Source organism: Paenarthrobacter sp. 10L420 (assembly GCF_056395385.1).
In genome coordinates this window covers 316,314-341,649 of sequence record NZ_JBFTJK010000003.1, presented here as the reverse complement: position 1 = coordinate 341,649, position 25,336 = coordinate 316,314, and the positions used below count along the sequence as shown (strand labels likewise).

The 25,336-nt window shown below is 62.9% G+C and carries 26 protein-coding genes; 6 read left to right on the top strand and 20 right to left on the bottom strand.

The window, feature by feature from the left end; all coding sequences use genetic code 11:
* Positions 1-861: 861 nt before the first annotated feature.
* The 16 genes from AC1DD5_RS08405 to dacB form a co-directional block, all read right to left on the bottom strand.
* Positions 862-2,346, bottom strand: a complete 1,485-nt coding sequence (locus tag AC1DD5_RS08405) for a DHA2 family efflux MFS transporter permease subunit (protein ID WP_442005143.1) — start codon at positions 2,344-2,346, stop codon at positions 862-864.
* A gap of 116 nt (positions 2,347-2,462) precedes the next feature.
* On the bottom strand, positions 2,463-3,365 hold the full coding sequence (gene panC, locus AC1DD5_RS08400; protein ID WP_477521129.1) for a pantoate--beta-alanine ligase: 903 nt from the start codon (positions 3,363-3,365) through the stop codon (positions 2,463-2,465).
* A 5-nt stretch (positions 3,366-3,370) separates the two neighbouring features.
* Complete coding sequence (locus tag AC1DD5_RS08395; protein ID WP_477521128.1) at positions 3,371-4,279, bottom strand: Rossmann-like and DUF2520 domain-containing protein; 909 nt, start codon at positions 4,277-4,279, stop codon at positions 3,371-3,373.
* Positions 4,272-5,810 (bottom strand): PH domain-containing protein, encoded by a 1,539-nt coding sequence (locus tag AC1DD5_RS08390; protein WP_477521127.1) that lies wholly within the window; start codon positions 5,808-5,810, stop codon positions 4,272-4,274. Before AC1DD5_RS08390 ends, AC1DD5_RS08395 begins: the two co-directional genes overlap by 8 nt.
* Positions 5,807-6,319 carry a PH domain-containing protein gene (locus AC1DD5_RS08385; protein ID WP_442018087.1) on the bottom strand — a complete coding sequence of 171 codons (513 nt, stop codon included), beginning with the start codon at positions 6,317-6,319 and terminating at the stop codon, positions 5,807-5,809. Before AC1DD5_RS08385 ends, AC1DD5_RS08390 begins: the two co-directional genes overlap by 4 nt.
* Positions 6,300-6,821, bottom strand: coding sequence for a DUF3180 domain-containing protein (locus tag AC1DD5_RS08380; protein ID WP_224166000.1), 522 nt, complete (start codon positions 6,819-6,821; stop codon positions 6,300-6,302). Before AC1DD5_RS08380 ends, AC1DD5_RS08385 begins: the two co-directional genes overlap by 20 nt.
* A gap of 2 nt (positions 6,822-6,823) precedes the next feature.
* Positions 6,824-7,363 carry a 2-amino-4-hydroxy-6-hydroxymethyldihydropteridine diphosphokinase gene (gene folK, locus AC1DD5_RS08375; protein WP_442005149.1) on the bottom strand — a complete coding sequence of 180 codons (540 nt, stop codon included), beginning with the start codon at positions 7,361-7,363 and terminating at the stop codon, positions 6,824-6,826.
* Positions 7,360-7,719 (bottom strand): dihydroneopterin aldolase, encoded by a 360-nt coding sequence (gene folB / locus AC1DD5_RS08370; RefSeq protein WP_216924207.1) that lies wholly within the window; start codon positions 7,717-7,719, stop codon positions 7,360-7,362. The genes folK and folB overlap by 4 nt, the downstream gene beginning before the upstream one ends.
* Positions 7,720-7,731: 12 nt before the next feature.
* Entirely contained in the window at positions 7,732-8,637 is a 906-nt protein-coding gene (folP, locus tag AC1DD5_RS08365) for a dihydropteroate synthase (RefSeq protein WP_442005151.1), read from the bottom strand.
* A 7-nt stretch (positions 8,638-8,644) separates the two neighbouring features.
* Positions 8,645-9,277: a GTP cyclohydrolase I FolE gene (folE, locus tag AC1DD5_RS08360; protein WP_442005152.1), complete on the bottom strand. Its 633-nt coding sequence runs from the start codon at positions 9,275-9,277 to the stop codon at positions 8,645-8,647.
* A 10-nt stretch (positions 9,278-9,287) separates the two neighbouring features.
* Positions 9,288-11,357, bottom strand: coding sequence for an ATP-dependent zinc metalloprotease FtsH (gene ftsH / locus AC1DD5_RS08355; protein ID WP_442005153.1), 2,070 nt, complete (start codon positions 11,355-11,357; stop codon positions 9,288-9,290).
* A 166-nt stretch (positions 11,358-11,523) separates the two neighbouring features.
* Positions 11,524-12,576: a LacI family DNA-binding transcriptional regulator gene (locus AC1DD5_RS08350; protein ID WP_477521126.1), complete on the bottom strand. Its 1,053-nt coding sequence runs from the start codon at positions 12,574-12,576 to the stop codon at positions 11,524-11,526.
* Positions 12,577-12,615: 39 nt separating this feature from the next.
* On the bottom strand, positions 12,616-13,167 hold the full coding sequence (gene hpt, locus AC1DD5_RS08345) for a hypoxanthine phosphoribosyltransferase (RefSeq protein WP_216924216.1): 552 nt from the start codon (positions 13,165-13,167) through the stop codon (positions 12,616-12,618).
* 31 nt (positions 13,168-13,198) lie between these two features.
* Positions 13,199-14,257 (bottom strand): tRNA lysidine(34) synthetase TilS, encoded by a 1,059-nt coding sequence (tilS, locus tag AC1DD5_RS08340; RefSeq protein WP_477521138.1) that lies wholly within the window; start codon positions 14,255-14,257, stop codon positions 13,199-13,201.
* Positions 14,258-14,382: 125 nt separating this feature from the next.
* Positions 14,383-15,504, bottom strand: coding sequence for a zinc-dependent metalloprotease (locus tag AC1DD5_RS08335; RefSeq protein WP_442005283.1), 1,122 nt, complete (start codon positions 15,502-15,504; stop codon positions 14,383-14,385).
* A 78-nt stretch (positions 15,505-15,582) separates the two neighbouring features.
* Positions 15,583-17,037 carry a D-alanyl-D-alanine carboxypeptidase/D-alanyl-D-alanine endopeptidase gene (gene dacB / locus AC1DD5_RS08330; RefSeq protein WP_477521125.1) on the bottom strand — a complete coding sequence of 485 codons (1,455 nt, stop codon included), beginning with the start codon at positions 17,035-17,037 and terminating at the stop codon, positions 15,583-15,585.
* Positions 17,038-17,181: 144 nt separating this feature from the next.
* On the opposite strand from dacB, the gene AC1DD5_RS08325 reads away from it, so the two are divergent.
* The 5 genes from AC1DD5_RS08325 (at position 17,182) to AC1DD5_RS08305 (ending at position 20,890) form a co-directional block, all read left to right on the top strand.
* Entirely contained in the window at positions 17,182-17,670 is a 489-nt protein-coding gene (locus AC1DD5_RS08325; protein ID WP_144663396.1) for an inorganic diphosphatase, read from the top strand.
* 218 nt (positions 17,671-17,888) lie between these two features.
* Positions 17,889-18,869 (top strand): hypothetical protein, encoded by a 981-nt coding sequence (locus AC1DD5_RS08320; protein WP_442018092.1) that lies wholly within the window; start codon positions 17,889-17,891, stop codon positions 18,867-18,869.
* Entirely contained in the window at positions 18,866-19,654 is a 789-nt protein-coding gene (locus AC1DD5_RS08315) for a hypothetical protein (RefSeq protein ID WP_477521124.1), read from the top strand. Before AC1DD5_RS08320 ends, AC1DD5_RS08315 begins: the two co-directional genes overlap by 4 nt.
* 3 nt (positions 19,655-19,657) lie before the next feature.
* Complete coding sequence (locus tag AC1DD5_RS08310) at positions 19,658-20,239, top strand: hypothetical protein (protein ID WP_477521123.1); 582 nt, start codon at positions 19,658-19,660, stop codon at positions 20,237-20,239.
* Between the two features lie 51 nt (positions 20,240-20,290).
* A complete protein-coding gene (locus tag AC1DD5_RS08305) occupies positions 20,291-20,890 on the top strand; it encodes a hypothetical protein (protein ID WP_442005159.1) in 600 nt (199 codons plus the stop codon).
* Between the two features lie 123 nt (positions 20,891-21,013).
* Here the strand turns inward: AC1DD5_RS08305 and AC1DD5_RS08300 are convergent, their stop codons facing one another.
* From AC1DD5_RS08300 to AC1DD5_RS08290, 3 genes are read right to left on the bottom strand one after another with little or no spacing between them, the layout of a single operon-like run.
* Positions 21,014-21,589 carry a DUF3618 domain-containing protein gene (locus AC1DD5_RS08300; protein ID WP_477521122.1) on the bottom strand — a complete coding sequence of 192 codons (576 nt, stop codon included), beginning with the start codon at positions 21,587-21,589 and terminating at the stop codon, positions 21,014-21,016.
* The gene (locus AC1DD5_RS08295; protein WP_442018097.1) at positions 21,586-22,017 is read right to left on the bottom strand and encodes a phage holin family protein; all 432 of its coding nucleotides are present in this window, start codon (positions 22,015-22,017) and stop codon (positions 21,586-21,588) included. The genes AC1DD5_RS08300 and AC1DD5_RS08295 overlap by 4 nt, the downstream gene beginning before the upstream one ends.
* Positions 22,014-23,030, bottom strand: a complete 1,017-nt coding sequence (locus tag AC1DD5_RS08290) for a hypothetical protein (protein ID WP_477521121.1) — start codon at positions 23,028-23,030, stop codon at positions 22,014-22,016. Before AC1DD5_RS08290 ends, AC1DD5_RS08295 begins: the two co-directional genes overlap by 4 nt.
* Before the next feature lie 162 nt (positions 23,031-23,192).
* Between AC1DD5_RS08290 and AC1DD5_RS08285 the strand changes: the two genes are divergently transcribed.
* Complete coding sequence (locus AC1DD5_RS08285; protein ID WP_477514295.1) at positions 23,193-24,275, top strand: FUSC family protein; 1,083 nt, start codon at positions 23,193-23,195, stop codon at positions 24,273-24,275.
* 17 nt (positions 24,276-24,292) lie between these two features.
* On the opposite strand, the gene AC1DD5_RS08280 is transcribed toward AC1DD5_RS08285, so the two are convergent.
* Complete coding sequence (locus AC1DD5_RS08280; protein ID WP_477514294.1) at positions 24,293-25,327, bottom strand: NAD-dependent epimerase/dehydratase family protein; 1,035 nt, start codon at positions 25,325-25,327, stop codon at positions 24,293-24,295.
* Positions 25,328-25,336 lie beyond the last annotated feature (9 nt).

The window sequence follows — 25,336 nt, the reverse complement described above, 5'->3', positions numbered from 1 at the left end:
GCCATAATTTCAACCAATCAATAAAACAATCGGCATCAACAAACTTGGCACACTATTGAGTTCTCAAACAACAGACACTAACCGGCACCACCAGAACCCCTAACAGGGCCACAGGATCGCTCCGGAGCAACTTTTCAAACTTACCCGATTCGGTCGCATGAAGCAAACCGTCCTCAGCTTCCCCAACCAGATCAGAGGCGCAAAAAGCACCACCGGAATCCGGCAATTTGAAGGGGATTTCGTCACCATTATTTCCGCATCCGCGGCGGCGACTCAGATAACTTTACACGCGCCATACCGTCCGAACAAATCCACCCAGACACCGCTTAAAACGCCGTAAACACTGGGGAAACAGCCCAGAAACGTCTCAATATCCGAAGAACCAGTATCCGTGAACCGCGTCACACAAAGAAATGGTGGCAATAGCCGCCCTTTGAAGCGGCACCCAGGATCCGCCGTCGGGCCTAATCAGCAGCCCGTACCTGGCAAGCGAAATAGGCACTGAGCTCAACAGCAACCGGCCCAAGCACATCAGCACCTGAGAGAACGTCGGCCCAAACACCTCACGACCTGAGAGAACGTCGGTCCAAACACCTCGGGACGTGAGAGAACGCCAGGCGAAACGGGTCAGGATGTGAGAGAACGTTGGAAAGGGCAAGAGGTCGTTTGGCGGGCATCCGGCAGCGCGCGTCTAAGGGAGGAACGACCGAGCGCGCCGAGGATGCCCGCCAAGCGGCCGGGCCCAGCCGGACCACCCACACGGCTCAGCCTGACCAGCCGAACAGCTGAGCCCAGCCGGACCACCCACACGGCTCAGCCTGACCAGCCGAACGGCTGGACCCGGCCAAACGGCATCAAGACTCAGTGACCGCCGTGGCCTGCGCCCTCGGTTTTACGCATCATCGCACCGAGCACCACTGCAGCGCCGGCAATGATGGTTGCCGCTAGGAAGGCGGCCTGCATGCCGGCTACCAGGCCCGAGGATGCGGACACTACGGCGAAGATGGACACGAGCAGCGCAGTGCCAGCGGCGCCGGCTACTTGCTGGGCCGTGCTCATGATGGCCGATCCGTGGGAGTACAGATGCGGCGGCAGCGGGTTCAGGCCTGTGGTGAAGGCAGGCGTGAAGAGCAATGCCAGGCCGAGGCTCAGCGTTACGTGCAGCGCAATCACCCATCCCAGAGCGCTGGCCTGGTCCAAGCGCGAGAACTGCCAGAGCGTCAGGACCATGAGGACTGAACCGGATACGGTGAGGGGCAGTGGACCCACTTTGTCGAAGATCCGTCCGATTACAGGACCCAGCAGACCCATGGCCAAACCACCGGGCAAGAGTGCCAGGCCTGTTTCCATCGGCTGCAGGTGCAACGTGTTCTGCAGGTAGAGCGGGAGCAGGATGACGCCACCGAACAGGGCCATCATCGCTACGACCATGAGCAGTGTGGACACTGTGAACATTCGGAAGTTGAAGGCCCGGAGATCCAGCAGCGGCGAATCGGTCTTCTGCAATTTGAGTTGGCGGAAGACGAACAGCGCCAGGCACACGACTCCAACCACGAGTGCGATGATCGGGACCACCCCGGCGTTGGCGCCACCGATCTGGCTGAGGCCGTAGACCAAGCCACCGAAGGCAGGAACGGTGAGGACCACTGAAGTGAAGTCCAAGCCAGTCTTCCCGCGCTCCCCCACATTGGTGAGGAACTTGGCGCCAATCGCCAAGGCAGCCAGCGCTACGGGGAGCACGAACACGAACATGAAGCGCCAGGAGAAGTGGTCCAGGATGATGCCTGAAACGGTGGGGCCCATGGCGGGAGCGACAGAGATGGCGATGCTGACGTTGCCCATAACGGCTCCGCGCCGGGACATCGGTACAAGCGTGAGAATGGTGGTCATCAGCAATGGCAGCATGATGGCCGTGCCGCCGGCCTGGACGATGCGTGCCAGGAGCAGCACGGGAAACCCGGGCGCCAGGGCGGCCAGCAGAGTTCCGCCGCTGAAGAGTCCCATGGCGAGCATGAACGAGCCCCGCGTGGTCAATCGCTGCAGGATGAATCCGGTGGTCGGAATGACGACCGCCATGGTCAGCATGAACCCGGTGGCGAGCCACTGGACCGTGGGGGCGTCGACTTTGAGATCGGTCATCAGCCGCTGAAGTGCCACGTTCATGATGGTCTCGTTGAGGATCACCACAAACGTGGCAACCAACAAGGTGACAATGACCGTGACGGATTCACGGGACATCTTCGCTGATACAGGAGCCTGCGTGAGCGCTTCCTCTGTGGAGGCAGCACTTGCGGACGCACCGGAACCGGGCTCGCTGTTGGCGTCGGACGTGACGTCGGTAGACATGAGGATTCCTCAGGTTTGGGCTTGGATTCCGGCGATCAATGCCGGTGAAGACAGGAACAGTCTAGACGCCCAAGAGATTCCCGTCAGCAGAAAATCCAAACGTTAGGTATTCAACCTCAGGAATTAAGCGGAACGTTGTCTATCAACCGCACAGGACCCACCTTTGCGGCAACAATTGCCAGCCCTTCGCCGCGGAACGGAGTCTCCTTGCAGTTCTCGGCCAGCGGCTCAAGAGTGGTGGGATCCACGACGTCGAAATAGTCCAGTTCCACCAGTGGCTGGGAGTGAACAAGCGCGACGGCGGAATCCAGGTCCAGCGGTTCATGTGCGTTCGCGCGGGACTCGATGAGGCGCAGAGCCCGTGAGAGCACCAGCGCTGCCTCGCGTTCTTCGTCCGAGAGGAAGCGGTTGCGGCTTGAAAGAGCCAACCCGTCGTCACTGCGGACGATTGGCACGGGCACGATCTCCACGGGGAAGTTCAGATCCGCGACCATCCGCTTCACGAGGGCAAGCTGCTGGGCGTCCTTCTGGCCAAAGTAGGCGCGGTAGGCCGGCGTCGAACCGTCCGCAGCTGCACCGCCGGGAAGTCCGTAGTGCAGCAACTTGGCCACCACGGTCAGGGCACCGTCGAAGTGCCCGGGTCGTGAGGCGCCTTCCCATTTCCCGCCCAGCGGGCCGGCCGTGACGCGAACCAGCGGCTGGCCACCCGGGTACACCTCGTCCACGGAGGGTGCGAAGACAAGGTCCACTCCTTCGGCGTCCAGGATGGCCATATCGGCCTCAAGGGTGCGGGGATAGCGGTCGAGGTCCACGGCGTCGCCGAACTGGAGTGGATTCACGAAGATGGTGGCTACCACGACGTCGTTCTCTGCCACGGCAGTCCTCGCCAAGGCTGCATGGCCGGAGTGCAGCGCGCCCATAGTCGGCACCAGGCCCTGCGAACTTCCTCCCTTGGAAGCCAGGAGCCGGGCGCTTTCAGCACCAAGTTCGGCCGCGGTGGTTACGAGTTTGATGGCCATGCTGTTCAGATTCCTTCCGGCGTCGTGGGCTCTGTTCCCAAGGCCTCGCCAATGTCACTCAGTTGTTCAGGGCGCAGTAGCCCACGATTCCCGGCACGCCGGGCCGTTGCCCGGGCCATGGCCTGGTAGGCCGCAAGCACGTCCCCACCCGCACCGCCGTCGTATTCCTTCAGCGCCTGGGCGTGCGCAGCCACGGTGCCCACATCGCCCCGCGCGACGGGACCGGTAAGCGCAGACTCGCCGGACGCAAGAGCGTTCTCCAGCGTGGCCCGCAGCAATGGACCCAGCATGGTCTCGGGGGATTCGACGCCGATTTCCCGCAGCAACTGCGACGCCTGCGCAACAAGCGTCACCATGTGGTTGGAGCTGTGCGCCAGGGCCGCGTGATAAAGGGTGCGGTCTGCCTCGGCAATCGCTACCGGCTCGGCACCCATCTCCACAACGAGGGCTTGGGCAATCGGCAACATAGCGGCGTCCGCAGTGACTCCGAAGGTGCAATCCATGAGGCGGGTCAGGTCCAGGCTCATGCCGGTGAAAGTCATGGCAGGATGCATGGCAAGCGGAATGGCACCCGCGCTGCGGATCGGTTGCAGGATCCCGACGCCGAAACGGCCGGATGTATGCGCCACCAACTGGCCCGGTTGCCAGGCACCAAGCTTCGCGAGTCCCTCAACAAGTTCGCCGAGGGCATCGTCGGGAACGGCCAGCAGCACCAGTTCCGACCGCTCCACAATGTCCTGGATCCCAAGGATCGGGACTCCCGGCAGCAGCGTCTCTGCCCGCTCGCGGCTCGCTTCGGAAACGGCGGAAACCCCGACGACGGCGTGCTCGGCCGCGCGCAAAGCGGCACCCAGGACGGCACCCACCTTTCCGGCGCCGATGATGCCGACTCCGAGTCTTCCTGGCCTAACCATGCTGGGGGTCCTCCTGGGTTGGGGCTTGCGGTAGTGATTGAGGCGGTGCTTGCGGTAGTGATTGGGGTGGAGCCTGGCCGCTTACCTGCGCAAGCCATTGCTCGCTGGTCTGCCGCTTTCTCGCCTCGCGGGCACGGGCAGCCTGCTGGTCGAAGAGTTGCACAGCCTGCTCCACGTCGGCCTGATAGAGGCGTGGCACCACAGGTCCCGCCGTGGTGTGGAGGACAAGATCAGCCACCCCGATACGCCGCGCCAGCGGACCTTGCTGCAAGGCCATGGACTGTGTGCGCTGATGGGGAACCAGGACCAGGGTGCGCCACCATCGGCCGGATCGAATCAACAATGCCGTTCGCGTGGCCAGGAAACCATTGCGCCGCCAGCCCAGCGGTGCCAGGAGCCAGGCCCGGCGCGGAGTAGTGACGAAACCATCCGTGGAGGTAGGCCCAGCCAACCCTTCCAGCGCGGAAGTGAACACCCGTTCCGGATCCTCAACACCCGGGTCCGGCAGCACGAGGGACAGCATCCGCGTGACATCCGGCTTCAATCCCACTGGCAGCAAAGTTGTCCGCGCAGCGTTCTCATTGCCTGCCGCGCCACCGTAGCCGGCCACGTTAACTTGCATGCGGTACCAGCCGAAGAGCCTCCAGATGGGCGGCTGCCTGACCTTCAGTGCCTGGATTCGGCCCGGGGGCAAGGTCTGTGCCTGGGTGTCCAGGAGCCCGTAGCGTAGCCGGATCCCATCAGGGGAGATCGCCGCAGTGAAGTTGTAGCCCTTGTTGAATGAGTTCCAATAAGCAGCACCAATGCCCAGGACCGCCGGGATCAGCGCCAGGAAGATGGCGCTGTTTTCGGTGTACACGGAGATGGCTATGGATGCGGCGGCGCCGAGCAGGATACCGACGGTCTGCTCGCTCAGCAGGAGCGAGCCAATAAGCCGGGAAGGCGGCACGGACAAGACGACGTGCTCCGGCGCTTCGGGGATTTCTTGCGCAGTCTCCGGGCCGCTCACCACTCCGGCGGCACGGGCAAGGATAGTGGCGCGTAACTGTTTGGCCTGGGCCAGCGGAAGGTAAGCGAGCCGCACGGCAGACTCGCCGGCGTCGGCGACTTCAAACTTGAGCTCAGCGAGGCCAAAGATCCTCGCCAAAAGGGGCTGCACGATGTCGATCGCCTGGACCCGGTCCAACCGAGCCTGCCGCTGCTGCCTGAACACGAATCCTGTGTTGACCCGGACATAGCCCTCGGCCACCTGGTAGCGCGTGAAGTACCAGCTCAGGATGAATCCGCCCACCGTCAGGAGAAGCACAATGCCGCCACCGGCCAACAGCCAGGGAACCCGTCCGTTGAGGTTGGGATCCAGGATGTCGCGGCCCTGAAGTACGCGTTCAAAGGCGTCGCGACCGAAAAAGTATCCGACGGCGGCCAGCGCCACCCAGCCGCGTACGAACGGTGACGCTGGATGCACGCGCCGCCAATCGCCGTCGTCCGCTTTAGCCGGGAGGCCCACGGTGGCGCTACCCCCCGTGCTCACAGCCCGGCCAGCCTGGCTTCTCCACGTGCCGAGAGCTGTTCACGCAGCCGTGCGCCTTCCTCGGCAGGAAGTCCAGGCAGGTAAGCGCTGGTTCCAGCTGAAGCCGTGTGAAGTTTCAAGGTGCAAAGACCAAGGCCGCGTTCCACCGGACCAACAGTCACATCCACGTACTGCATCCGGCCGTACGGGACCACCATGGTGCGTTGGAAAAAGATGCCACGGCGAATGAGGAGATCGTCATCGCGCTCCGCGTAACCGATTGCACGGACCTGGCGCGGAATCAGCACGAGCCGCCACAACGCCAGGACAAGCATCACCGCGGGTACTGTGATGGCGAGCCACAGCGGAGGCCAGCGCCACCAACCCAGCTGCACAAACACGAGAGGGAGGCTAAGGATCGCCACCATCACCAGGTTTCCAATGGCCCACTCCACCAAGCGGACCGTGACGTACTTCGGGGAGACCCGCAGCCACTGGACGCCGGGAGGGTCAATCGCCTCGGTACGCATACTCGCCTTCGCCTTTTGCTTCCCCGCGGCGGGTTTCCGGTCCAGGGGTGCCACCTTCGAGGTCTTCCGGTGGGATCCGGCAGAATCTCTCGACCACCAGGCCGACGACCACCATCACCACGCCACCACCGCCCATCAGGACGGCGTTCCAGAGGATGCCTTCACCACTGCGCAAGGTCCCGATTCGGAGAAGGTCAAAGGAGATGCCGGCGTGCCAGCCCAGGAGGAGCGTCCCGGCATATGCGCAGGCTTGGGCAAGGATCAGCGTCCGGGCGGCAAGGATCGGGTTGAGCAGGTTCTTCTTCTTGCCGTTACGCCACCGCAGCACCCGGATTCCCATGATCAGGGTGAGTACTGCGATGACGCCCATGGTGACCAGTGCGGAAACCGGAAGCACGGGAGTGGGCATGCTGAAGCGGTTTGTTGCCGCCGTGGCCAGCCAACCGATGGCGGCAGCGATGATGGCGATGATGACCAGGACCGCGGGGCGCATGGGCTTCACTTCTACTCCACCGCTCCCGTCGCCGGAACACCTGCGATATCGCCGTAGCCGTCGAACCGACGGATGTCGGGCATGTCCTCAGCTGCGGCCGCCAACTCTGCAACGCTTTGCCCGTTCAGTTGGGCGTTCGGCTCCAGCAGCGACCATGGGTACAGGACAAAGGCGCGTTCGGCCGCCCTCGGATGAGGCAGGGTCAGGACGGGGTCGTCACTGACCACCTCACCGAAAACGATGATGTCTACGTCCAGTGTTCGCGGACCCCAACGCACTTCACGGGTGCGGTGGTGCTTCTGCTCGACGTCGTGGCAGTGCCGCAACAACTCAAGTGGACTGAGCGTTGTCTCAACTGCCATGACCATGTTCAGGAAATCGGGTTGCCCTTCCGGGCCGCCGACTGCTTTTGTCTGGACCACCGGAGACACTCCAAGGAGCCTTATGTCCGGCGGGTCCACGAGATCGGCGACGGCGGTGGAGAGGGTGTCGTTCCGCTCGCCGAGGTTGCTGCCGAGGGCCAGGATCGCTTTGGTGTATCCGGAGTTCATGATCGCTCCCTGTGGACACTCACAGTGACATCGCCAAACGGAACCTCAATGGGCGCTTTCGGCTTATGGACGGTGACATCCACTGCGGCCACGTTGTAATTGGCGAGGATGCCATCGGCGATCCTCACTGCCAACCCCTCAATCAGGTTCAGCGGCTCGCCCTCAATATGCGAGGTGATGAGCTCAGCCACCTCGCCGTAGTGCGCGGTGTACTGGAGGTCATCCGTCTCCGCAGCCTTGCTGAAGTCAGTATGAAGGACGGCGTCCACGACGAACGGCTGGCCGTCCCGGCGCTCGAAATCGAACACTCCGTGATGGCCGACGGCGGTGACACCGGTCAGCGTGATCCTGTCCACAAGGTCCTCCGGTCAGCGGGCGATTCGAGCAGCAACCTTGACGGCGTCAAGGCTCGGACCGACGTCGTGGACGCGAACAGCCCAAGCACCCTTCGCAGCGCTCAAAGCAGTGATAGCTGCGGTGGCGGCGTCGCGTTCCAGCGGTGCGGCAGACTTGCCGGCAACAGTGAGGAGCGAGCCGAGGAACCGCTTGCGTGATGCAGCCACCATGACCTTGTGGCCGAGTGAGAACAGCTTGTCCAGGTTCTTGAGGATTTCCCAGTTCTGGTTCTCGTTCTTGGAGAAGCCAATCCCGGGGTCAACGATGATCTGCTCCGGAGCGACGCCTGCCGCGTAAAGTTTGTCGCGGACACCGCTGAGCTCAGCCACAACGTCTTCCGTCACGTTGTTGTACTCCGTGAGGCTGTCCATGGTGCGGGCATCGCCACGACGATGCGTGAGGATGTACGGGACCTTGGTGCGTGCGACGAGCTCGGGCATGTCCGGCTCGATGGTCAGGCCGGAGACGTCGTTGATGATCGCCGCGCCGGCTTCCACGGCAGCGGCCGCTGTTGAGGTGTGCATCGTGTCGATACTGACGAGTGCGCCAGCCTTCACCAGCGCCTGGATCACCGGGAGGACCCGGCGTTGTTCTTCTTCAGGGGAAACGGGTTCGGCGCCGGAGCGCGTGGACTCGCCACCGACGTCGATGATGTCCGCGCCGGCGTAGAACATACGCAGCCCGAGCGCGATGGCGGTGTCCGGCGTGCGGTGGGTGCCGCCGTCGCTAAAGGAATCCGGTGTGACGTTGAGAATTCCCATAACGAGCGTGCGGTCCGTTGGCAGGTCCTCAAACCTGGCCGCGGGCCGCGGCTTGCGGAGAATCGGCAGTGGGCTTGTGGCCGGGCCGGTTCCGGGTGCTGCAGCGAGGGAATCCATATATTGCTTACCTTCCGAGTATGAGGCTCATGGCCTCGGCGCGGGTGGCCGGGTCATGGAGCTGACCGCGCACCGCACTGGTGACAGTCTTGGCGCCGGGCTTGCGGATGCCGCGCATGGACATGCACATGTGTTCGCATTCGATGACGACTATCGCCCCACGCGGGTTGAGGTGCTTGACCAGTGCCTCAACGATCTGGGTGGTGAGCCGCTCCTGCACCTGGGGCCGGCGCGCATAAATGTCCACCAAACGGGCCAGCTTGCTCAGGCCCGTCACCTTGCCCTCATGTGACGGAATATAACCGACGTGAGCCACCCCGTGGAACGGCACCAGGTGGTGTTCACACGTGGAGTAGAAGGGAATGTCCTTCACAAGGACAAGCTCTTCATGGTCAAGGTCAAACGTGGTGGAGAGGACATCTGCCGGGTGCTGGTGGAGGCCCGCGAAGACCTCCGCATAGGCCTTGGCAACACGCTTGGGCGTGTCATGCAGGCCCCCGCGATCAGGGTCTTCACCAATCGCCAGCAGGATTTCACGTACTGCCGCTTCAATGCGCGGGCGGTCTACTTTGTGGCCCCGCTTGCCGTCCGCGGCTGAGCCGTGGTCGGCGGCGAGGTCGTCGTCGTCGAAATGAGTCACAGCAGAAAGCTTAGCCGTGAAGCGGGGAGTCGTTGCCGCCGTCGGGTCCCGGTGACTGGAATGACTCCTGGCTGCTGACGCCCTGGGCATGCGGGGCTACGGCATCAAGCGGTTCATCCAGGCGAGCCTTCTTGGCCTCTTCCTGGGCCTCGCGCTCAGCCTTCTCTGCGCGCGACTCTACGGGCGGAATCGACTGAACAGGGCGGGACTCTTTGGACAGCCAGATCTCACGGAAATCGCGCTTGCGGATGTCGTGGAAGATCTCGGCGATCTCGGCCTGGTTGAGGGTTTCGCGCTCAAGGAGTTCCAGTGCCAGCCGATCGAGGACTTCGCGGTTTTCTGTGAGGATGGCGTAAGCCTCGTCGTGCGCCTGGTCGATCAGGCGACGCACTTCCTCGTCCACAACGTAGGCGATCTGGTCCGAGAAGTTGCGCTCCTGCGCGGCGTCCCGGCCAAGGAACGGCTCGCCGCCACCCTGGCCCAGCTTCACAGCACCAACGCGTTCGCTCATGCCGTATTGGGTGACCATCTTCCGGGCCGTTGACGTGGCCTTTTCGATGTCGTTGGACGCGCCGGTGGACGGGTCATGGAACACGATTTCCTCGGCAACGCGACCACCCATGGCGTACGCCATCTGGTCCAGCAACTCGTTACGGGTAACCGAGTACTTGTCGTCCTCAGGAATCACCATGGTGTACCCAAGGGCACGGCCACGGGGAAGGATGGTGATCTTGGTGACCGGAGCGGAGTTGCGCAGCGCGGCAGCAACCAGTGCGTGACCACCTTCGTGGTACGCGGTGATCTTGCGCTCGAGTTCCTTCATGACGCGGCTGCGCTTCTGCGGGCCTGCCATGACGCGGTCGATTGCCTCGTCCAGGGCACGGTCATCAATCAGGTTGGCGTTTGAACGCGCAGTCAGCAGCGCAGCTTCGTTCAGGACGTTGGCCAGGTCCGCACCCGTGTAGCCGGGAGTCTTCTTGGCAACACCCCTGAGGTCGATGCCCGGGGCCATCGGCTTGCCCTTGGCGTGGACGTTAAGGATCTGTTCGCGGCCGATCATATCCGGGGCCTCAACGGTGATCTGGCGGTCGAAACGACCCGGGCGCAGCAGCGCGGGGTCCAGCACGTCCGGACGGTTGGTGGCCGCGATGAGGATGACGTTGGTCTTGACGTCGAAGCCGTCCATCTCAACGAGGAGTTGGTTCAAGGTCTGCTCGCGCTCATCGTTACCGCCGCCGATACCGGCACCGCGGTGACGACCAACGGCGTCGATTTCATCAACGAAGATGATGGCAGGGGAGCTTGCTTTGGCCTGTTCGAAAAGGTCGCGAACACGGGAAGCACCAACGCCGACGAACATTTCAACGAAGTCCGAGCCGGAGATGGAGAAGAAGGGAACGCCTGCCTCACCCGCAACTGCGCGGGCCAGCAGCGTCTTACCAGTGCCTGGAGGGCCGTACAGCAGCACACCCTTGGGGATCTTGGCGCCAACGGCCTGGAACTTTGCCGGCTCCTGGAGGAATTCCTTGATTTCCTGGAGCTCTTCCACGGCTTCGTCAGCACCGGCGACGTCAGAGAAGGTCACCTGCGGCATGTCCTTGTTGACCAGCTTGGCCTTGGACTTGCCGAACTGCATCACCTTGGAGCCGCCACCCTGCATGCGGGAGAGCAGGAACCAGAACAACACACCGAGCAGCAGCACGGGGATGAGCAGGGAGAACAGACCGGAGAACCAGTTATTCTCGACCGGCTGGTCCGTGAAGCCCTTGTCCGGGTTGGCGCTGGTGACAGCCTTGACGACGTCCGGGCCACGGTCCGTGACGTAGAAGAACTGGACGTTCTTGCCCTTGTCCTGGCCATCAATATTCAGGTTGTCTTTCAGTACCAAGTCAACGCGGTTCTCGGCGTCGAAAATCTTGGCCTGCTCCACCTTGCCGCTTTGCGCGAGGAGCTCGAGGCCGTCCTTGGTGTCAATACGTGTGGAACCGCCCGGAGCCAGCGTTGCGAATGCCACCAGGAGCAAGCCGACGACGACAACAATCCAGATGCCCGGGCCCTTGAAGAAACTCTTAGCTTTCATCTGATCGGGGTTTTGCCCCGTCCCTCCTGGTAGTGCTGCGAGGCGCAACTTCTGCGCGCGAATGGTGCTGCTTCAGTTTCTAGCTATACACCGTTCCCAGTTATTCACGCACTGGAATGCTCAAAAGTTCCCTCTGGGCGTACACAGGATACTCGCCTGCGTCGCTCTAGGACAGCCCTGGATGGGGATTCGTGATGGATTCCCGGGTCACCAGGGGACACTCCAGAATCGTCGGTTTAGCTGCCAGGACGGCGAGGCCCGCTTTGCCCTCGATGGCATCGATCAGGCGTTCAGTAGCCCAGGCGCCCATCTCGTAGTGGGGCAGCGCCACTGTTGTCAGGCCAGGATAGAGGTTGGCGGCGATGAGCTCCTGGTCATCGAAACCCACCACGGACAGTTCGTTGGGAATGCTGATTCCTACCTCGGCCGCTGCCCGGTAGGCGCCCATTGCCATGCGGTCGTTGTAGCAGAACAGGCCCGTTGGCCGGTCCTTTCGCTTGAACATCCGCAAGGCGGCAACATAGCCGCCCATCACCTCCGAGAGTTCTGACTCCACAGGTGCGGCGGCGGCGTCGAGCCCTGCTTCGTTCAAGGCGTTCCGGAAACCACGCAAGCGGTCCCGGGTAGCCGGGACGTCGTCAGTGTTGTTCAGGAAACCGATCCGTCGGTGGCCGGCATCCAGGAGGCTCTGCACGGCTACCCTCGCCCCGCCTTCTTCGTCGGGCACTACCGAAGCGACACTCCCTGCCACGCTCTCGGAGTCCACAAGCACCGCGGGAACTGAACTCAGGTTTTCCGGCAAGGTGACCTCGCGGTGGTACATGGTGGCGTACAGAATGCCATCCACGCGCCGCTCCAGGAGGGCCTCGACGTCGGCCTGCCGGGACTGGTCACTCGCCGCACCTGAGGTGTTGATGATCATCAGGTTGTAGCCCCGTGCCCTGGCGGCCTCATCCGCACCCAGGATGATGCGTCCTGCGTGTGGTGTGGTGGCGATTTCCTCGCTGACGAGACCCAGCATCCCGGTCCGTTGCGTCCGCAGGGCCTGAGCCAGCCGGTTTGGGCCATAGCCCAGGCGTTCCGCCGTGGCTTTGACCTTCTCCCGTGTTTCCAGGCTGATACGGGCGTAGGCGACGTCGTTCAGGACGTGGGAAACAGTGGTGACAGACACGCCGGCGGCAACAGCTACGTCCTTGATGCCAATGCTTTTGTTCGTCAACCGGTCCCCACGTCCCTGTGATCCCGTGAAGGGCGTGTGTTACTCGTAAACGTGCGGAGCCAGCGTGCCCACGAAGTCCAGGTTGCGGTACTTCTCGGCGTAGTCCAGGCCATAGCCCACAACGAACTCGTTGGGGATGTCGTAGCCGACGTATTTGACGTCGATCTCGACCTTGGCTGCGGTGGGCTTACGGAAAGCCGTGCAGATCTCAACGCTGGCGGTACCGCGGGATTCCAGGTTGGATTTGAGCCATGAAAGTGTCAGGCCAGAGTCGATGATGTCCTCGACGATCAGCACATCCTTGCCCATGAGGTCGGTATCGAGGTCCTTGAGGATCCGGACAACGCCGGAGGATTGAGTGCCGGAGCCGTAGGAAGAAACTGCCATCCAGTCCATGCTGACGTGGCTGTGCAAGGCACGCGCCAGGTCCGCCATGACCATCACGGCACCCTTGAGGACACCGACGATCAGCAGTTCGCGGCCTTCGTAGTCCTTGTCGATCTGCGCCGCCAGTTCAGCGATGCGCGTTTGGATTTGCTCTTTGGTGTAAAGAACGTGCTTGAGATCTGCCTGGACGTCGTTTGAATCCACCAATGGCTCCTGTTTTGATGCTCGGGTGCGGCTACTGTTGGGGCGATTTCTGATGCCGGAATACTAGCTTCCCACAGCGTGCGGCCTCGCGGGGACCGCTGGTGGCCGAAGCAGCGGACCCTGGACCGCCGGAGGCAGCCCGTTCCTGCTCCAAATCGCTGAGGGACAAGCGATAGACACTGACGTGGCCCGGAAGTTCCACAGGGCCGGCCGAACCCTGGCGGCGAAGCAGTGCTTCCGCGGCTTGGAGCCGCCCGTAGCCGGGTTGTTGGCCCCCGACGTCGGCAGCCGCCTTTGCGATGACGCGGAACCTCAGCGCCGCGGGAAGTCCGCGGACGGCGTCCTCCGGCAACCACGCGCCGTCGTCGGTTCGCTGCACCATCGAGAGATACGTCTCGTTTGCGAGATCCTCCAGGAAATCCGCGTCCTGCTGCAGGATTGCGGCTGTCCGTGCCAGAGATTCGGCAACGCCTGGCCCCAGCTTTTCTTCGAGGACGGGCATGACCTCGACGCGGGTTCGCGAGCGTGCGAAAGCCGAGTCACTGTTGCTCGGATCGTGCCACGGCTGCAGTTCCTCCACCTCACAGATTTCCAGGGTGTCTTCCCGCCTTAGGCCCAGGAAGGGCCTTAGCAGGCGTCCCCGGGCCGGCCTCATGCCGGCCAAAGAACGCGTACCCGAGCCACGGGCCAGGCCCAGGAGCACCTGTTCGGCTTGATCGTCCAAGGTGTGCCCGAGCAGGATTCGATCGCAACCAAGATCATCTGCAGCGGCTTCGAGTGCTGCGTGCCGGGCATCGCGGGCTGCAGCTTCGGGTCCGAATCCAGTGGACGCCACCTCCACCGTACGCACTTCCACAGGTGACAGGCCCAGTTCCCGCAAGACAGCTGCCGTCCGGGAAGCTACCTCTGCCGAGCCAGCCTGAAGTTGGTGGTCAACAACCACACCTGCCACGGAAATGGGATGTCCATCCACGTGTCCGCGCCGGGCGAAGTATCCAGCTACTGCTGCGAGCGCAAGCGAATCAGGTCCTCCGCTGCAGGCTACGAGAACACGTTCCGGGTAACCCGCAGCGGCCAGGGCGTTCTGCAACTGCTTCCGTGCCTTGCCGACGACGGGCGCCAAACGGCCGGGCCGGCGTCGGCCCTTGCCTGTCACTCCATTCCCGGAACCACTGCTGGAACCACCATCTGAGGGGCCATCAAATACGGGTGCGCTCAAAGCCCCATCCGCTCGAGCCACATCCTGGAATTGTGGATCTCTTCCTCCGTGGGGAGGTTTTCGGCCGAGTTCCATACCCGGTTGAAGCCTTCCATGCCACCCACCTCGACAACCTCGCGCACGAACTTTGCGCCGTCTGTGTATTGGCGCATTTTGGCGTCGAGACCGAGGAGATTGCGGATGAACTTCTCGATCATGCCGCGGTCCTTGCCGCGATCATTGAACCGCTGGCGAATCGTCTTCACGGACGGGACGATGCTGGAATCGACCGCATCCATCACCACATTGGCGTGACCTTCGAGGAGGCTCATGACGGCAGTGATGTGGGATAGGGAAGCCTTCTCCTCAGGATCCTGCAGCAGGTCCAGAATGGCGCCCCGGCTTGGCACGTTCCCTGATGCAGCGCGGTCCTTCAGGGACTTGGCTACGGCGGCTGCCCGTTCAACCAGGGAATCCATGTTGCCCAGGAGATGACCGCTGAGCTTTTCGATTTCGGCGAGCATGTGGTCCCGCAGCCACGGCGCTGCGGCGAACTGAACGCGGTGGGTTTGCTCGTGGAGGCATACCCAGAGCCTGAAGTCGTCCGGGTGAACGTTGAGTTCGCGTTCAACAGAGATGATGTTGGGTGCAACAAGGAGCAGCCGGCCGCCCGAAGGAACGTTGGCGTCCGGGGCCAAGGCCGCGAAGGGATCGTATTGGCCCAGGACTTTACTGGACAGGAAAGCAAGGATGGCGCCGAGCTGGCTGCCCGTGATGGCCCCACTGGCGGCAGCGGCAGCAGGTGACAGGGACAGGCTGCTGCGGGACTCCAGCATTTTCTCCAGGACAGGCTGGAGCATGACGGAGAAGCTCTGGGTGTTGGCCTTGGACCAGGAGGCTCGGTCAACGACGAGGACGTGCGAATCCCGCAGGTCCCGCGCCGCTTCAAGGCCGGTGATGTCATGGACATGCGGGACGGAGATATCGGCGTTGAAGCGCAGGTTATCCACCGCCTTGCCGATCTCCCCGGCGCTCAGCGCGGGACCAGGAGGGGTAAGCCGGGCAGCCGTGGAGGCGGCCAGGTCCCAATTGATCAGGGACGGGGCCCCTGCTGACGAATCTCGGGCAGATGACACCATACGGTCCATCACACCACATGACTCTGACAACCGACCCTTAAGTTCGCTCCGCGCGGAGCGGCGGGAGTTTGCTGTTCCCTAACCGGGCTGGCGGCACCCACATGAGGCCAGCACCGACGCCGAGCGGTCCATCGCCTCCTTGTTTCCAGCCGCACCCGGTTCCAAGCCATTGCCGATGAACGAGAACACCAGCAGGCGTCCATCAGCGTCCACTACGTACCCGCTCAGCGCAATGACGGTGTTGAGCGTGCCGGTTTTGGCGCGGACAAGGCCTGCGCCCTGGGCTGTACTCGGGTCCACATACCTGTCGTCCAAGGTGCCCGTAAGGCCCGCCACCGGGAATCCGTCCAAGGCCGTCCTCAGGCTCAGGTCCGGTCCGCTGGTGATGGCGCGGACTACCTCGGCAAACTGGCGGGCAGTGACCTGGTTCTCCAGGGCCAGTCCCGAAACGTCGGCCAACTGCATTGAACCTGTGGCGATTCCCAACTCCCCCAGCCGCTGCCGCACGGCTGAAGTGGCGCCGTCGTACGTCGCCTCCTGACCGGAAGCAATGGCGGTCATCCGTCCGAGCGCCTCCGCCAGGAAGTTGTCCGAGGTCTCCAACATGAGGTCCACTTGCTCGCTCACAGTGGCGGACTCAGCGGCGGCCAGCACCTTGGCGGGGACGCCCTTGCCACGCTCGACGCCGGGACTCACCTGGACACCGGCAGCCACCAATTGTTCCGCGAAAGCCTGGGCGGTGGTGATGGCCGAATCCTGTGGACGCGGCCCAGTGGTAACGGTGGGTGAATAGCGCCCGGAATTCAAGGCAAGGGAAAACAAAGGGGCGGTCTCGCCAGCCGCGACGTCGTCCAGGCTCCACGCAGGATTGAGGGGCGCGCCGCTGAACAGGGAATCATCCACCTGCACCGTCACGGGCCCTTTGACCCCGGCGGTAGCCAAGGAAGCGGCAGTATCGGCGGCCAGGGTTGCAAGCCCGGCCCGGCCCATCACGGCAGCTGGATCCGAGGCACCTCCGCCGAGCAGCACGTCCCCTCCCCCGGTCAGCACCACGGTTGACGCATCAGAACCGGACAGCACGCGGGTGGTAAAGCGGGATTCGGGACGGAGCGCCTTCAAAGCGGCGACGGCGGTCAACAGCTTCATGTTCGACGCCGGGATACGGTTGGCGTTGGCATCGCGGTCGAACAGGACCGTGCCTGTGGAGGCGTCCATGACAATTCCCGTAATGCTGCCCGCACCGGAAGGTTTCAGGGCCTCATTCACAAGTCGCGAGAGCTCAGCCGGTACTGGCACGGGCGCATCTGCGTCCAGGGGAAGCACGCCGTTGGCCTCGGACAGGCGGTCAGGTTCCTGCTGCCATGGCGGCGCGGAAGGGGAGGGCTTGGGTGCGCTGAGGAGTCCTGGCAGCATGCCGACCACCACGATCGCCCCGAGGCACAGCAGAACCAACGTCAACAGCATCGGCCATTTCAAGCGCCCCCACGCCGTGGACACCCACTTCCGGGCACCCCCGTTTTTAACGCCCTTCATGCAGTTGCTTGGTCCTGTCAGTCCTGAAAATGTCCCCGCCGGTTCAAGAAACCCGGGCCTCTCGCTATATCCTCAATAGTAGTCGGCGGCGCTGGCTGCACTTTTGCACGCCGCGCCCCACCCCCACCCGTCAAGGAGCACGCCATGAAGCACGACGTGACCATCGAGATCCCCAAGGGATCGCGCGTCAAGTACGAAGTTGACCACGAAACCGGCCGCGTCCGCCTGGACCGCGTCCTCTTCACCTCCATGCAGTACCCCACGCACTACGGTTTCTTCGAGAACACCCTGGGCGAAGACGGCGACCCGCTGGACGCACTGGTGCTCCTGCAGGACTTCGACCTCCACCCGGGCGTCATTGTTGAGTCCCGCCCCATCGGCGTTTTCAACATGACCGACGACGGCGGCGGAGACGCCAAGGTCCTCTGCGTTCCGGTGGATGCACGCTTCGACCACATCCAGGAAGTCAGCGACGTCAGCGAATTCCTCATCAAGGAAATCGAGCACTTCTTTACCCGTTACAAGGACCTGGAGCCCGGCAAGTGGGTTAAGGCTGAGGGTTGGGGCGACCGCGCCGCTGCCGAAGCCGAGCTGGAAGCTTCCATCAAGCGCTTCTCGGCCGAAGGCCACTAGCAACACCTACGACGGCGGGTAGTGCTGTTCCCTGTGAACAGCACCACCCGCCGTCGTGCTTTAAGCAACGCGAGGTCACTTATGGCCCTTTGTGGACCCCCACATGGGCCATAACTGACCCCGCGTTGTCCACATGGGTATCTCTCCCCATCGCGGCAGCTTCGGAGTCCCCCTAGGCTGGGACGAGACTTTACGACGCATGTAACAGGGGGTTCCACATGGCTGGGTTCTACGGCGCGGACATTGCGCAGCTTCGCAGTCTGGCCGGCGTCATGGGCAAGGCTGCCGATGCCATCAATCTGCAGAGCGCGCAGCTGTCCAACGCCATCAACTCCGCAACCGCCTGGCAGGGGCGCGACGCCACAGTCTTCAAGAGCGATTGGAACAGCCAGCACAGGCAGAGCCTGGTGAAGGCCGCCAACATGCTGAGGGACAACGCGAGCCAACTCAAGAAGAACGCCAACCAGCAGGAATTTGCCAGCCACAATGACGGCTCGGGTACATCTGTGGGCGTCCTTGCAGATGTCTACGACACAGCAACGGGTGTCAAGGAACTCGGCGCGCAGCTTTGGACTGCTTACAAATACGGCAAGCTCGGCCATGCCGAATGGGTCAAGACCCGCGAGGTACTCACCAATTGGCGGGCTGGCGGTACAGTCCTGCGGGATGCCTTGAGCGCCCTGCGCAGCGGCGAGAAGGTCACTGACGTGATCACCGACCTCAAGGCCAACATTCCTTACAGCCAGGCTTTCCAGGACGCCTCGAAGTTCTCCAAGGGCCTGCGAATCGCCGGAGCCTTGGCGGCGCCATTGAACATCGTGGGCGGCATCAGCGACATGATCAGTCCCGAGCACGACGGCTGGCGCGGTACTGGAGACCGGGTAGCCGGCGGCCTGTCCGTAGTAGGCGGGGTGGGCAGCATCATGCTGATGACCGCTGGTGGTGCAGCCTTGCTGGGGCCCATTGGCGCCCCGATCGTGATCGGTGCGGGCATCGTCGCCGGCGCCTGGGCCTTGGGCAACCTGGTGGCGGACAACTGGGATTCCATCAGCAACTTCGCCCGGAACCCCGGCAGTTACATCGCCGACGGCGCCCGGGAAGTAGGCAATTTCGCCAAGGATGTAGGCAGTAAGGTGGCAGACGGGGTCGGTAATGCCGCCAAGTCAGTCGGAAACTTTGTCGGAGGGATATTCGGATGACCACGAGCACCATGAATTGGACCGAGCGGGATGTACAGGCTGCAGCGAAGGTTCTGGCGTCGGCCAGCGCCACAGGCAAGGCCCTGACGACCTTGACCGATGAAGAGGTTGTTGCCTTGGACGGCGTCCAGCACGAGCAAATCGTGGCCCTTCCGTGGCTCACGGCACAGGATGCCAGCAAGGAGCTGATGTGCGCGGTGGCCTTGCGCGGACTGCTCGCCAAGGAACTCGTCTACCCCGTCGTCTTTGAAGGCGAGACCGAGCCCACCCGCCTGCACGCAATTGAGGAAATCACCGGTGCCCTGACGCTGCGCCGCAGTGGCAGCAGCGTGGTCTCGGTGGAACGCACCGTTTCCACCGGCAAGCGCTGGCTCTACGGCTACATCCACGACGACGGCGTGCTGCTGGAGGAAGTGGACGAAGGCGGGCTGCACGGCTTCACTGTTGTCACCCGTGATCAGTTGGCTCCGCGCCTTGCTGAATTTGTTGACCCGAACACGGCCGCCCACCGCGACACCGATCCCACTGTTTATACGGAGGCTGCGTTCGAAGAATATGCTGCAACGGCCCTTGCCGATACCCAGGCGGCCAGCAACGTGGTGGTCTTCAACACTGACACGAACGAGTTTCCGACTGTCACCGTGTACACCGGTCCCAACAGCGTGCACGTCCTTACTCCCCGCGTAACTCCCAGCGTAGAAGGCGAATCTGTCTCCCTTGAGTTGAAGGAGACGTCCGCATCCACCCTTGCCCGCGTCCTCGGCGGGTTGGCTGGGCTGGCCTGACCCATGAGCAATTCGAAGTCCCAAACCGCTACTGGCTTGGTTGATGCCGTCAACGGCCGCCCTGTACGCCGCCATCCCGAGACTGGCGCCTACTTCGTGAAAGCGTCCGGAGGAGCCCACTTCTGGGGCCGCGTTCTTGACGCAATCGTGTTTCTTGCCGGGTACGGCGTCCTGGCCACGATCGTGGCCGTTGCACGCAATGCCATGATGAACAGTGGCTCGCTCCTGGCCTTCAATGACGGCTTCTGGCTGACGCTCTACATTGTTCTCTGGTTCGTTGGTTTGTTCGTTTACGGCATGATCTGGGGTACAGCGGGCAGTGTGGGAGATGCTGCCGCGGGCATGCGCTCGGTACGGATCAAGGACGGCTCGACGGCGGGTGCCTGGTTGGGCGGTTGGCGTGCCATCTGCTGGTCCTTCTTCCCATTCTTCGTGGTGATGCTGATTCTTGCGGCGTTCAGCGGGAGCTCGGACGATACGTGGGATCCGAAGTTCGCCGCTCTTGACCGACGATCCGGCGTGGCACAGGGCCGGCAGCCGGTCCCGGACCTCAAAGTGGTCGCCGCGCAGCAGCTAAAGAAATAAGAAAAATAAGCCCTTGCAGAGCGGCTACCAGCCGGTAGCATGTGATCCACTATGTTCACTCTGACCATCAACCAACGCGATAGTCGCCGGGATGGCGACCTCGTGCCCGAGCTCCTCAAGGACCTGCGGCATATTCCGGCACGGCTCGACTTCGACCGTTCGGTTGAGGATGAGGTGCAGGGCATCGTCGAGTCCGGCCACCAAGCTGTTGACACAGCACTGATCGCCCTCCGCACCGGTCAGTGGTACGTGGGAATCGGCGTCGGGCCCATCAACGAGCCCCTCCCCAACCTTGTCAAAGACGCTTCCGGGCACGGCCTTGTCTATGCCCGGCGGGCTGTTGACCGTCTCCGCAACGGGAAGGAACGGGTCCCCGTTGCCGTTGATGGCCCTTTTACGGCCTTGGCAGCAGAAGCCGAAGCAGTGCTCCGGCTCCTCGGACACATCGTGCAGCACCGAAGCGCGGCCGAGTGGCGGGTCCTGGACCTTCTCACTCCTGGAGTCCGCGGCCAACAAAAGGCTGTTGCCCAGGAACTCGGCATCACGACGCAGGCCGTCAGCAAAGCACTTGCCCGCGCGCAGTGGGTGGAAGAACATGCTGCCCGACCCGCCGCAGCCCGTCTGCTGCAAATGATCCTCGAAGTGCGCTAACGAGCCCCCGCGGACCCGCCGCTCGCACCCAACCGCGGCCGCGAACCCAAGTGAGTCGCAGTTAAGGCCGTTCTGACCACTCAAAACGGCCTCAACTGCGACTCACTTGGGTGAGTAACGCGATTACTGGTTGCCGAGGTTGTCCTTGGCCATGGCGGCGCGGTCCTGAACATCTGCAGCAGCGGCCTGGCCTTCGTCCTTCACGTTGGCAGCTGCTTCAGTGGCGCTGTCTTTGACGTTCTGGACTGCGTCCTGTGCCGGCTCCTTGAGATGCTCGGCCATCTCCTGGGCTGCGTGGCCCAGTTCCTCGGTCAGGGGCTGGGCTGCTTCCTTCACTGCCTGCGCAGCCTCGCGTTCCTTGTCCGACGGTGGGATGAGGGCCGAAACCAGCAGACCGGCGCCGAAGGCGATCAAGCCGGCAGCAATGGGGTTGCCTTGGGCTTTTCGTGTGATCACCTGTGGTGCATCACCAATGTCCGAGACCACACCGGAAACAGTGTCCTGGGCCTGGTGGGCAACATGGCCCGCCCTGTCCTGAACATCGTCGCGGGCGCCAAACACGGCCGTTTTGATCCTGTCTACCCTCCGGTTGACGATGTGGGAGGGCGTGACCTTGTCGGCAACGGCGTCAACGTTGGTACTGAGCCGCCTGCGAGTTTGTTCGATGTCGGCGCGCAGGGCGTCGGGGTTCTGCGTCATCGTGTCTCCTCGGTATTCGGTTTGAAGGTTGGAGGTATTTCCTTGACTGTCTCTGTGGTGCGCGGCATGCCCTTGATGGTGTTCAACTCCTTGCGACCCATCGAGGCCAGCACTGCTGCGACTATGCCCCAAATGACCGCCACAACAACTGCGGACCATCCCAGGCCGATGAGCTGACCCAGGGCCCACCAAAGCGCCAGGGAAAGGAACAGCATGGTCAGATGCCCGGCCCAAGCGGCTCCGGCCATCATCCCGGCGCCCTTTCCGGCCTTGGTGGCCGATTCCTTGAGCTCTACCTTGGCCAGCTCAACTTCCTGCCGCATCAACGTGGAGACGTCGCGCGTCAGGTCACTCAGCAGTTCGCCGAGGGGTACGGATTCGGCTTTCATATGGGCTTCAGTGGGAGGAAGGTCGGCAGGACTACTCATCGGGGACCTCCGTATACGGGATCATCGGGATCGCTGGGATCGTCGGGACCCACAAGTGGATCTCCTTGCGCCTTAACTCCACCGGCATCGGTTTCCGGGTACGGCATGGTTGATCCTTCAAGGCCACCCGTGGTGCCCGCGCCATATCCGGTGTCAGTTCCAGCACCCGCGCCATATCCGGTGTCAGTCCCAGCACCGGTTCCGTATCCAGCACCAGTTCCAACGCCCGTCGTTCCGTATCCTGCGGTGGTCGTCTGGGGCCCGGGCAGATCAACGGCCGGAGGAGACACAGCGCCACCCTGGGTCGGGTAGTACTGGGCACGCGGGGTGGTATCCGAGGTGGCCGTTCCCGTCATGGGCGAGTTGTCCGCCATTCCCCGGCCCAAACGTCCGGCGAGGACGCCAGCACCCGCAGCCAACAGCAAGAACGTGCCGGGCTTACGCCGGGCAAAGCTCTTTACCTCATCCAGGAGTGAACCGGGATCCCGGTTCTCCAACCAGTGGGCAACCGAGGAGGAGCGCTGGGCCGCTTGCTGTACCAGGTCCGTGGCGACTCCGCCATCCTGGGTCGAATTGGCCATGGTGGATAGTTCGTCGGAAATGGACCGCAAGCCCTCCGCAACCCTCTGCTGTTGGGTAGCGGCCTGATCCGTCAACTCGCCCTTGGTTTGTGTTAGCAATTGCCGGGCGTTCATCTTGACCTCTTGGGCCACATTTCCGGCTTCGGCCTTGGCTGTTTCGACGACGCCGCCAGCCGCATCGCGCGCTGTGCCGGCGACTTCGGCGGCTTCGTGCTTAGCCGAATCGACCGTTCCCGTGCCGGATGTGGTCCCGGTTCCCCCGGTAGTGCTTCCGTAGCCGGTAGTACCCGCGCCGGCATCGGTTTCCATGCCAGTGGTGTCGGTTTCAACCGGTGAGTCGAGGTAACTTCCCGAGTAAGGCTCGGTCCCGGCGGGGACCCCAGTCCGTGGCGCCGCGAAGCTTCCGTCCTGCGGCGATTGGCTCTCAGTCATTGTCGCTCTCTTTCCACAGTTGGCAGGCTGCGGACAGCAGCCGGGATAGTAAGTATCGTTACTATCAATGGGTGTGTACCCGCTTGCCGGGGATTCAATCGCCACATTCTGAAACGAAATCCAAGCTCGACACGCGGAGTAAGACCCGTCTACGTTGGACCAATGAGCCACAAGCCCTCCAGGCGGCGGCTGATTCCCGCGCTTCGAAAAGCTGTCACGCGTCACCGACTCCTGTTCGCCGCCAAAACCGCGGCGGCGGCAGGATTGGCCTGGTATCTCGCGCCCTTCATGCCTGGTCCTGCAGCGTCCTACCCCTACTACGCACCGCTCGGCGCACTCGTGAGCATGCATCCCACGGTGGCGGACTCCGCCAGGCATGGTCTGCAGAGCCTCATGGGCCTGGCCCTGGGTATAGGCATGGCTTTTGCTGTGACCACAGTGGCAGCGCCGACGGCGTTGGCAGTCGCCGTAGTGGTGGGGTTGGGCGTGATCATCGGCGGCCTCCCCCGGTTGGGGACCGCCTCCGAATGGGTTCCCATGGCTGCCCTGTTCGTACTCGTCCTTGGGGATTCCAACGCGGAGGGCTTCTCCTTTGCCTACGTCCTGCAGATGGCCATGGGCGTAGCCGTTGGCTTCGCTGTGAACTGGCTGGTGTTTCCGCCGCTGCACCTCGAAGGAATCGACCCCGCCCTGGCCGGGCATCAACGGGCTTTGTCCCAACAATTGAAGGACATGGCGCGCGCGATGGAGGAATCCTGGCCGCCCAACCACGAAGCCTGGGCAAGCCGTAGCGGCGAACTGTCAGCTACCGCCGCAGCCGTGCGGACTGCCGTTCATGAAGCGGAACTGAGCGCAAAAGCGAACCCCCGGTCCCGGCGTCGTGCTGGCCGGCTACCAAGTGATTTGGCTGGATTGCGGATAGTGGAACGGCTAACCTTCCATGTCCAGGACATCACGGACGTCCTGGCCAGCGTGATCTGGGAAGAGGACGCGGGAACAGTCATCCCGGACAGCGTCCTGACCAACCTGTCCGAAGCGCTGGAGGCCGTGTCCCGCGTGATTGATCAGTGGCGGGGCGAGGATGCCGGAGAATTGAAGAGCCATTTGGCGGAGGCAAAGGACAGCATCTCCGAGCTCGGGGATGCTGTCACGGAAGCTGCTGCCGGCCAGGCTTCGGTGAACGCGGCGGCGTCAGTGGCCATGAGTTTGCGCAGGATCATCACGGTGGTATCCCCTGCGGATTAGGGCCACAAACACAAAAACTAGCGTGGCGTTAATGGCGGCGAGGCTTTCCGCCCCTTGCCGGCTCCGAGACCCTCCAGCACTTCCGTCAACGCCTCCAACGATGATCGGTGCGGCATCCAGCCCAGAAGGCTGTGGGCGCGGCTTGTGTCCATAATGGGTGAGCCGGCCGCCATGTCCACCCAGCCGCCGTCGGTTACCTGCAACCGCAAACGCCAACTGACCTCGACGACGGCGCGCAGCACCGGGAGCGGCAAGGGCAGCTGCCGCCGGGCGTTGAGGATCCATGCGAGGGCGTTGGGGTCCAGCACAGGCTCCGCGGCGATGTTGAACGCGCCTTCTGCCCGACGTTCCAGCACGCGCCAGTAGGCATCGGCGACATCGTCGGCATGAACGGCCTGAAAAATCAGCTCCTTCGGGAGGGGGAGGATGGGCAGCCATGGCTTTCGGGGAATGAGCCGTGGGAGAACGCTCCCCAGGAAGTAGCGGCCCACTTCACTGCCCGCTTCGGCGCTGAAGATCAGTGCCGGGCGTAGCCGGGCCACTACGATGTCCGGATTCTCGTTGGCAAAGCCATCCAGAAGCCGCTCTTGCGCTGCCTTGTCCACACTGTAGTGGGATCGCTTAATCCCGCCTGCCGGCCAACCTTCCTTGGTCCGTTGATCCTTGGGGGCCGGCGAATAGGCGCCAACGGATGAGGCACAGACAACGTGCTTCACGCCGGCCTTCCTGGCCGCGCCCAAAACGTGGGCTGTTCCCGCTACGTTGGTCCGGCGCAGAAGTTCGCGATTGTGATTTGGCTGGATCTGCCAGGCCAAATGCACTACGGCGTCGGCACCTGCGAAGGCGTTTTCCAGTGCTTCCCTGTCCTTACAGTCGCCGACGTCGAGCGTGTGCCACTCCACTGCGTTGTAAGGGGCTGCGTTCTTGTCAGGTTCGCGTCGCGCTATCCCCACGAGTTCAAGATCCGCGCCCTCTTCCGAGCGGGCAGCCTGCAACCGCTTCAGCAAAGCCGTGCCCGCGTTACCGGTGGCTCCCGCGATGACTATGCGCATGAAACTCTC

Excerpts from the sequence above, each read along its gene's own strand:
- panC (WP_477521129.1), bottom strand. The coding sequence starts at position 3,365 with ATGGCCATCAAACTCGTAACCACCGCGGCCGAACTTGGTGCTGAAAGC.
- AC1DD5_RS08310 (WP_477521123.1), top strand. The coding sequence starts at position 19,658 with ATGAGCAATTCGAAGTCCCAAACCGCTACTGGCTTGGTTGATGCCGTC.
- ftsH (WP_442005153.1), bottom strand. The coding sequence starts at position 11,357 with ATGAAAGCTAAGAGTTTCTTCAAGGGCCCGGGCATCTGGATTGTTGTC.
- AC1DD5_RS08395 (WP_477521128.1), bottom strand. The coding sequence starts at position 4,279 with ATGGTTAGGCCAGGAAGACTCGGAGTCGGCATCATCGGCGCCGGAAAG.
- AC1DD5_RS08385 (WP_442018087.1), bottom strand. The coding sequence starts at position 6,319 with ATGCGTACCGAGGCGATTGACCCTCCCGGCGTCCAGTGGCTGCGGGTC.
- AC1DD5_RS08315 (WP_477521124.1), top strand. The coding sequence starts at position 18,866 with ATGACCACGAGCACCATGAATTGGACCGAGCGGGATGTACAGGCTGCA.
- dacB (WP_477521125.1), bottom strand. The coding sequence starts at position 17,037 with ATGAAGGGCGTTAAAAACGGGGGTGCCCGGAAGTGGGTGTCCACGGCG.
- AC1DD5_RS08290 (WP_477521121.1), bottom strand. The coding sequence starts at position 23,030 with ATGACTGAGAGCCAATCGCCGCAGGACGGAAGCTTCGCGGCGCCACGG.
- AC1DD5_RS08320 (WP_442018092.1), top strand. The coding sequence starts at position 17,889 with ATGGCTGGGTTCTACGGCGCGGACATTGCGCAGCTTCGCAGTCTGGCC.
- AC1DD5_RS08295 (WP_442018097.1), bottom strand. The coding sequence starts at position 22,017 with ATGAGTAGTCCTGCCGACCTTCCTCCCACTGAAGCCCATATGAAAGCC.
- AC1DD5_RS08335 (WP_442005283.1), bottom strand. The coding sequence starts at position 15,504 with ATGGTGTCATCTGCCCGAGATTCGTCAGCAGGGGCCCCGTCCCTGATC.
- folK (WP_442005149.1), bottom strand. The coding sequence starts at position 7,363 with ATGAACTCCGGATACACCAAAGCGATCCTGGCCCTCGGCAGCAACCTC.
- AC1DD5_RS08280 (WP_477514294.1), bottom strand. The coding sequence starts at position 25,327 with ATGCGCATAGTCATCGCGGGAGCCACCGGTAACGCGGGCACGGCTTTG.
- folP (WP_442005151.1), bottom strand. The coding sequence starts at position 8,637 with ATGGATTCCCTCGCTGCAGCACCCGGAACCGGCCCGGCCACAAGCCCA.
- AC1DD5_RS08325 (WP_144663396.1), top strand. The coding sequence starts at position 17,182 with ATGAAGCACGACGTGACCATCGAGATCCCCAAGGGATCGCGCGTCAAG.
- AC1DD5_RS08285 (WP_477514295.1), top strand. The coding sequence starts at position 23,193 with ATGAGCCACAAGCCCTCCAGGCGGCGGCTGATTCCCGCGCTTCGAAAA.
- AC1DD5_RS08405 (WP_442005143.1), bottom strand. The coding sequence starts at position 2,346 with ATGTCTACCGACGTCACGTCCGACGCCAACAGCGAGCCCGGTTCCGGT.
- AC1DD5_RS08300 (WP_477521122.1), bottom strand. The coding sequence starts at position 21,589 with ATGACGCAGAACCCCGACGCCCTGCGCGCCGACATCGAACAAACTCGC.
- AC1DD5_RS08305 (WP_442005159.1), top strand. The coding sequence starts at position 20,291 with ATGTTCACTCTGACCATCAACCAACGCGATAGTCGCCGGGATGGCGAC.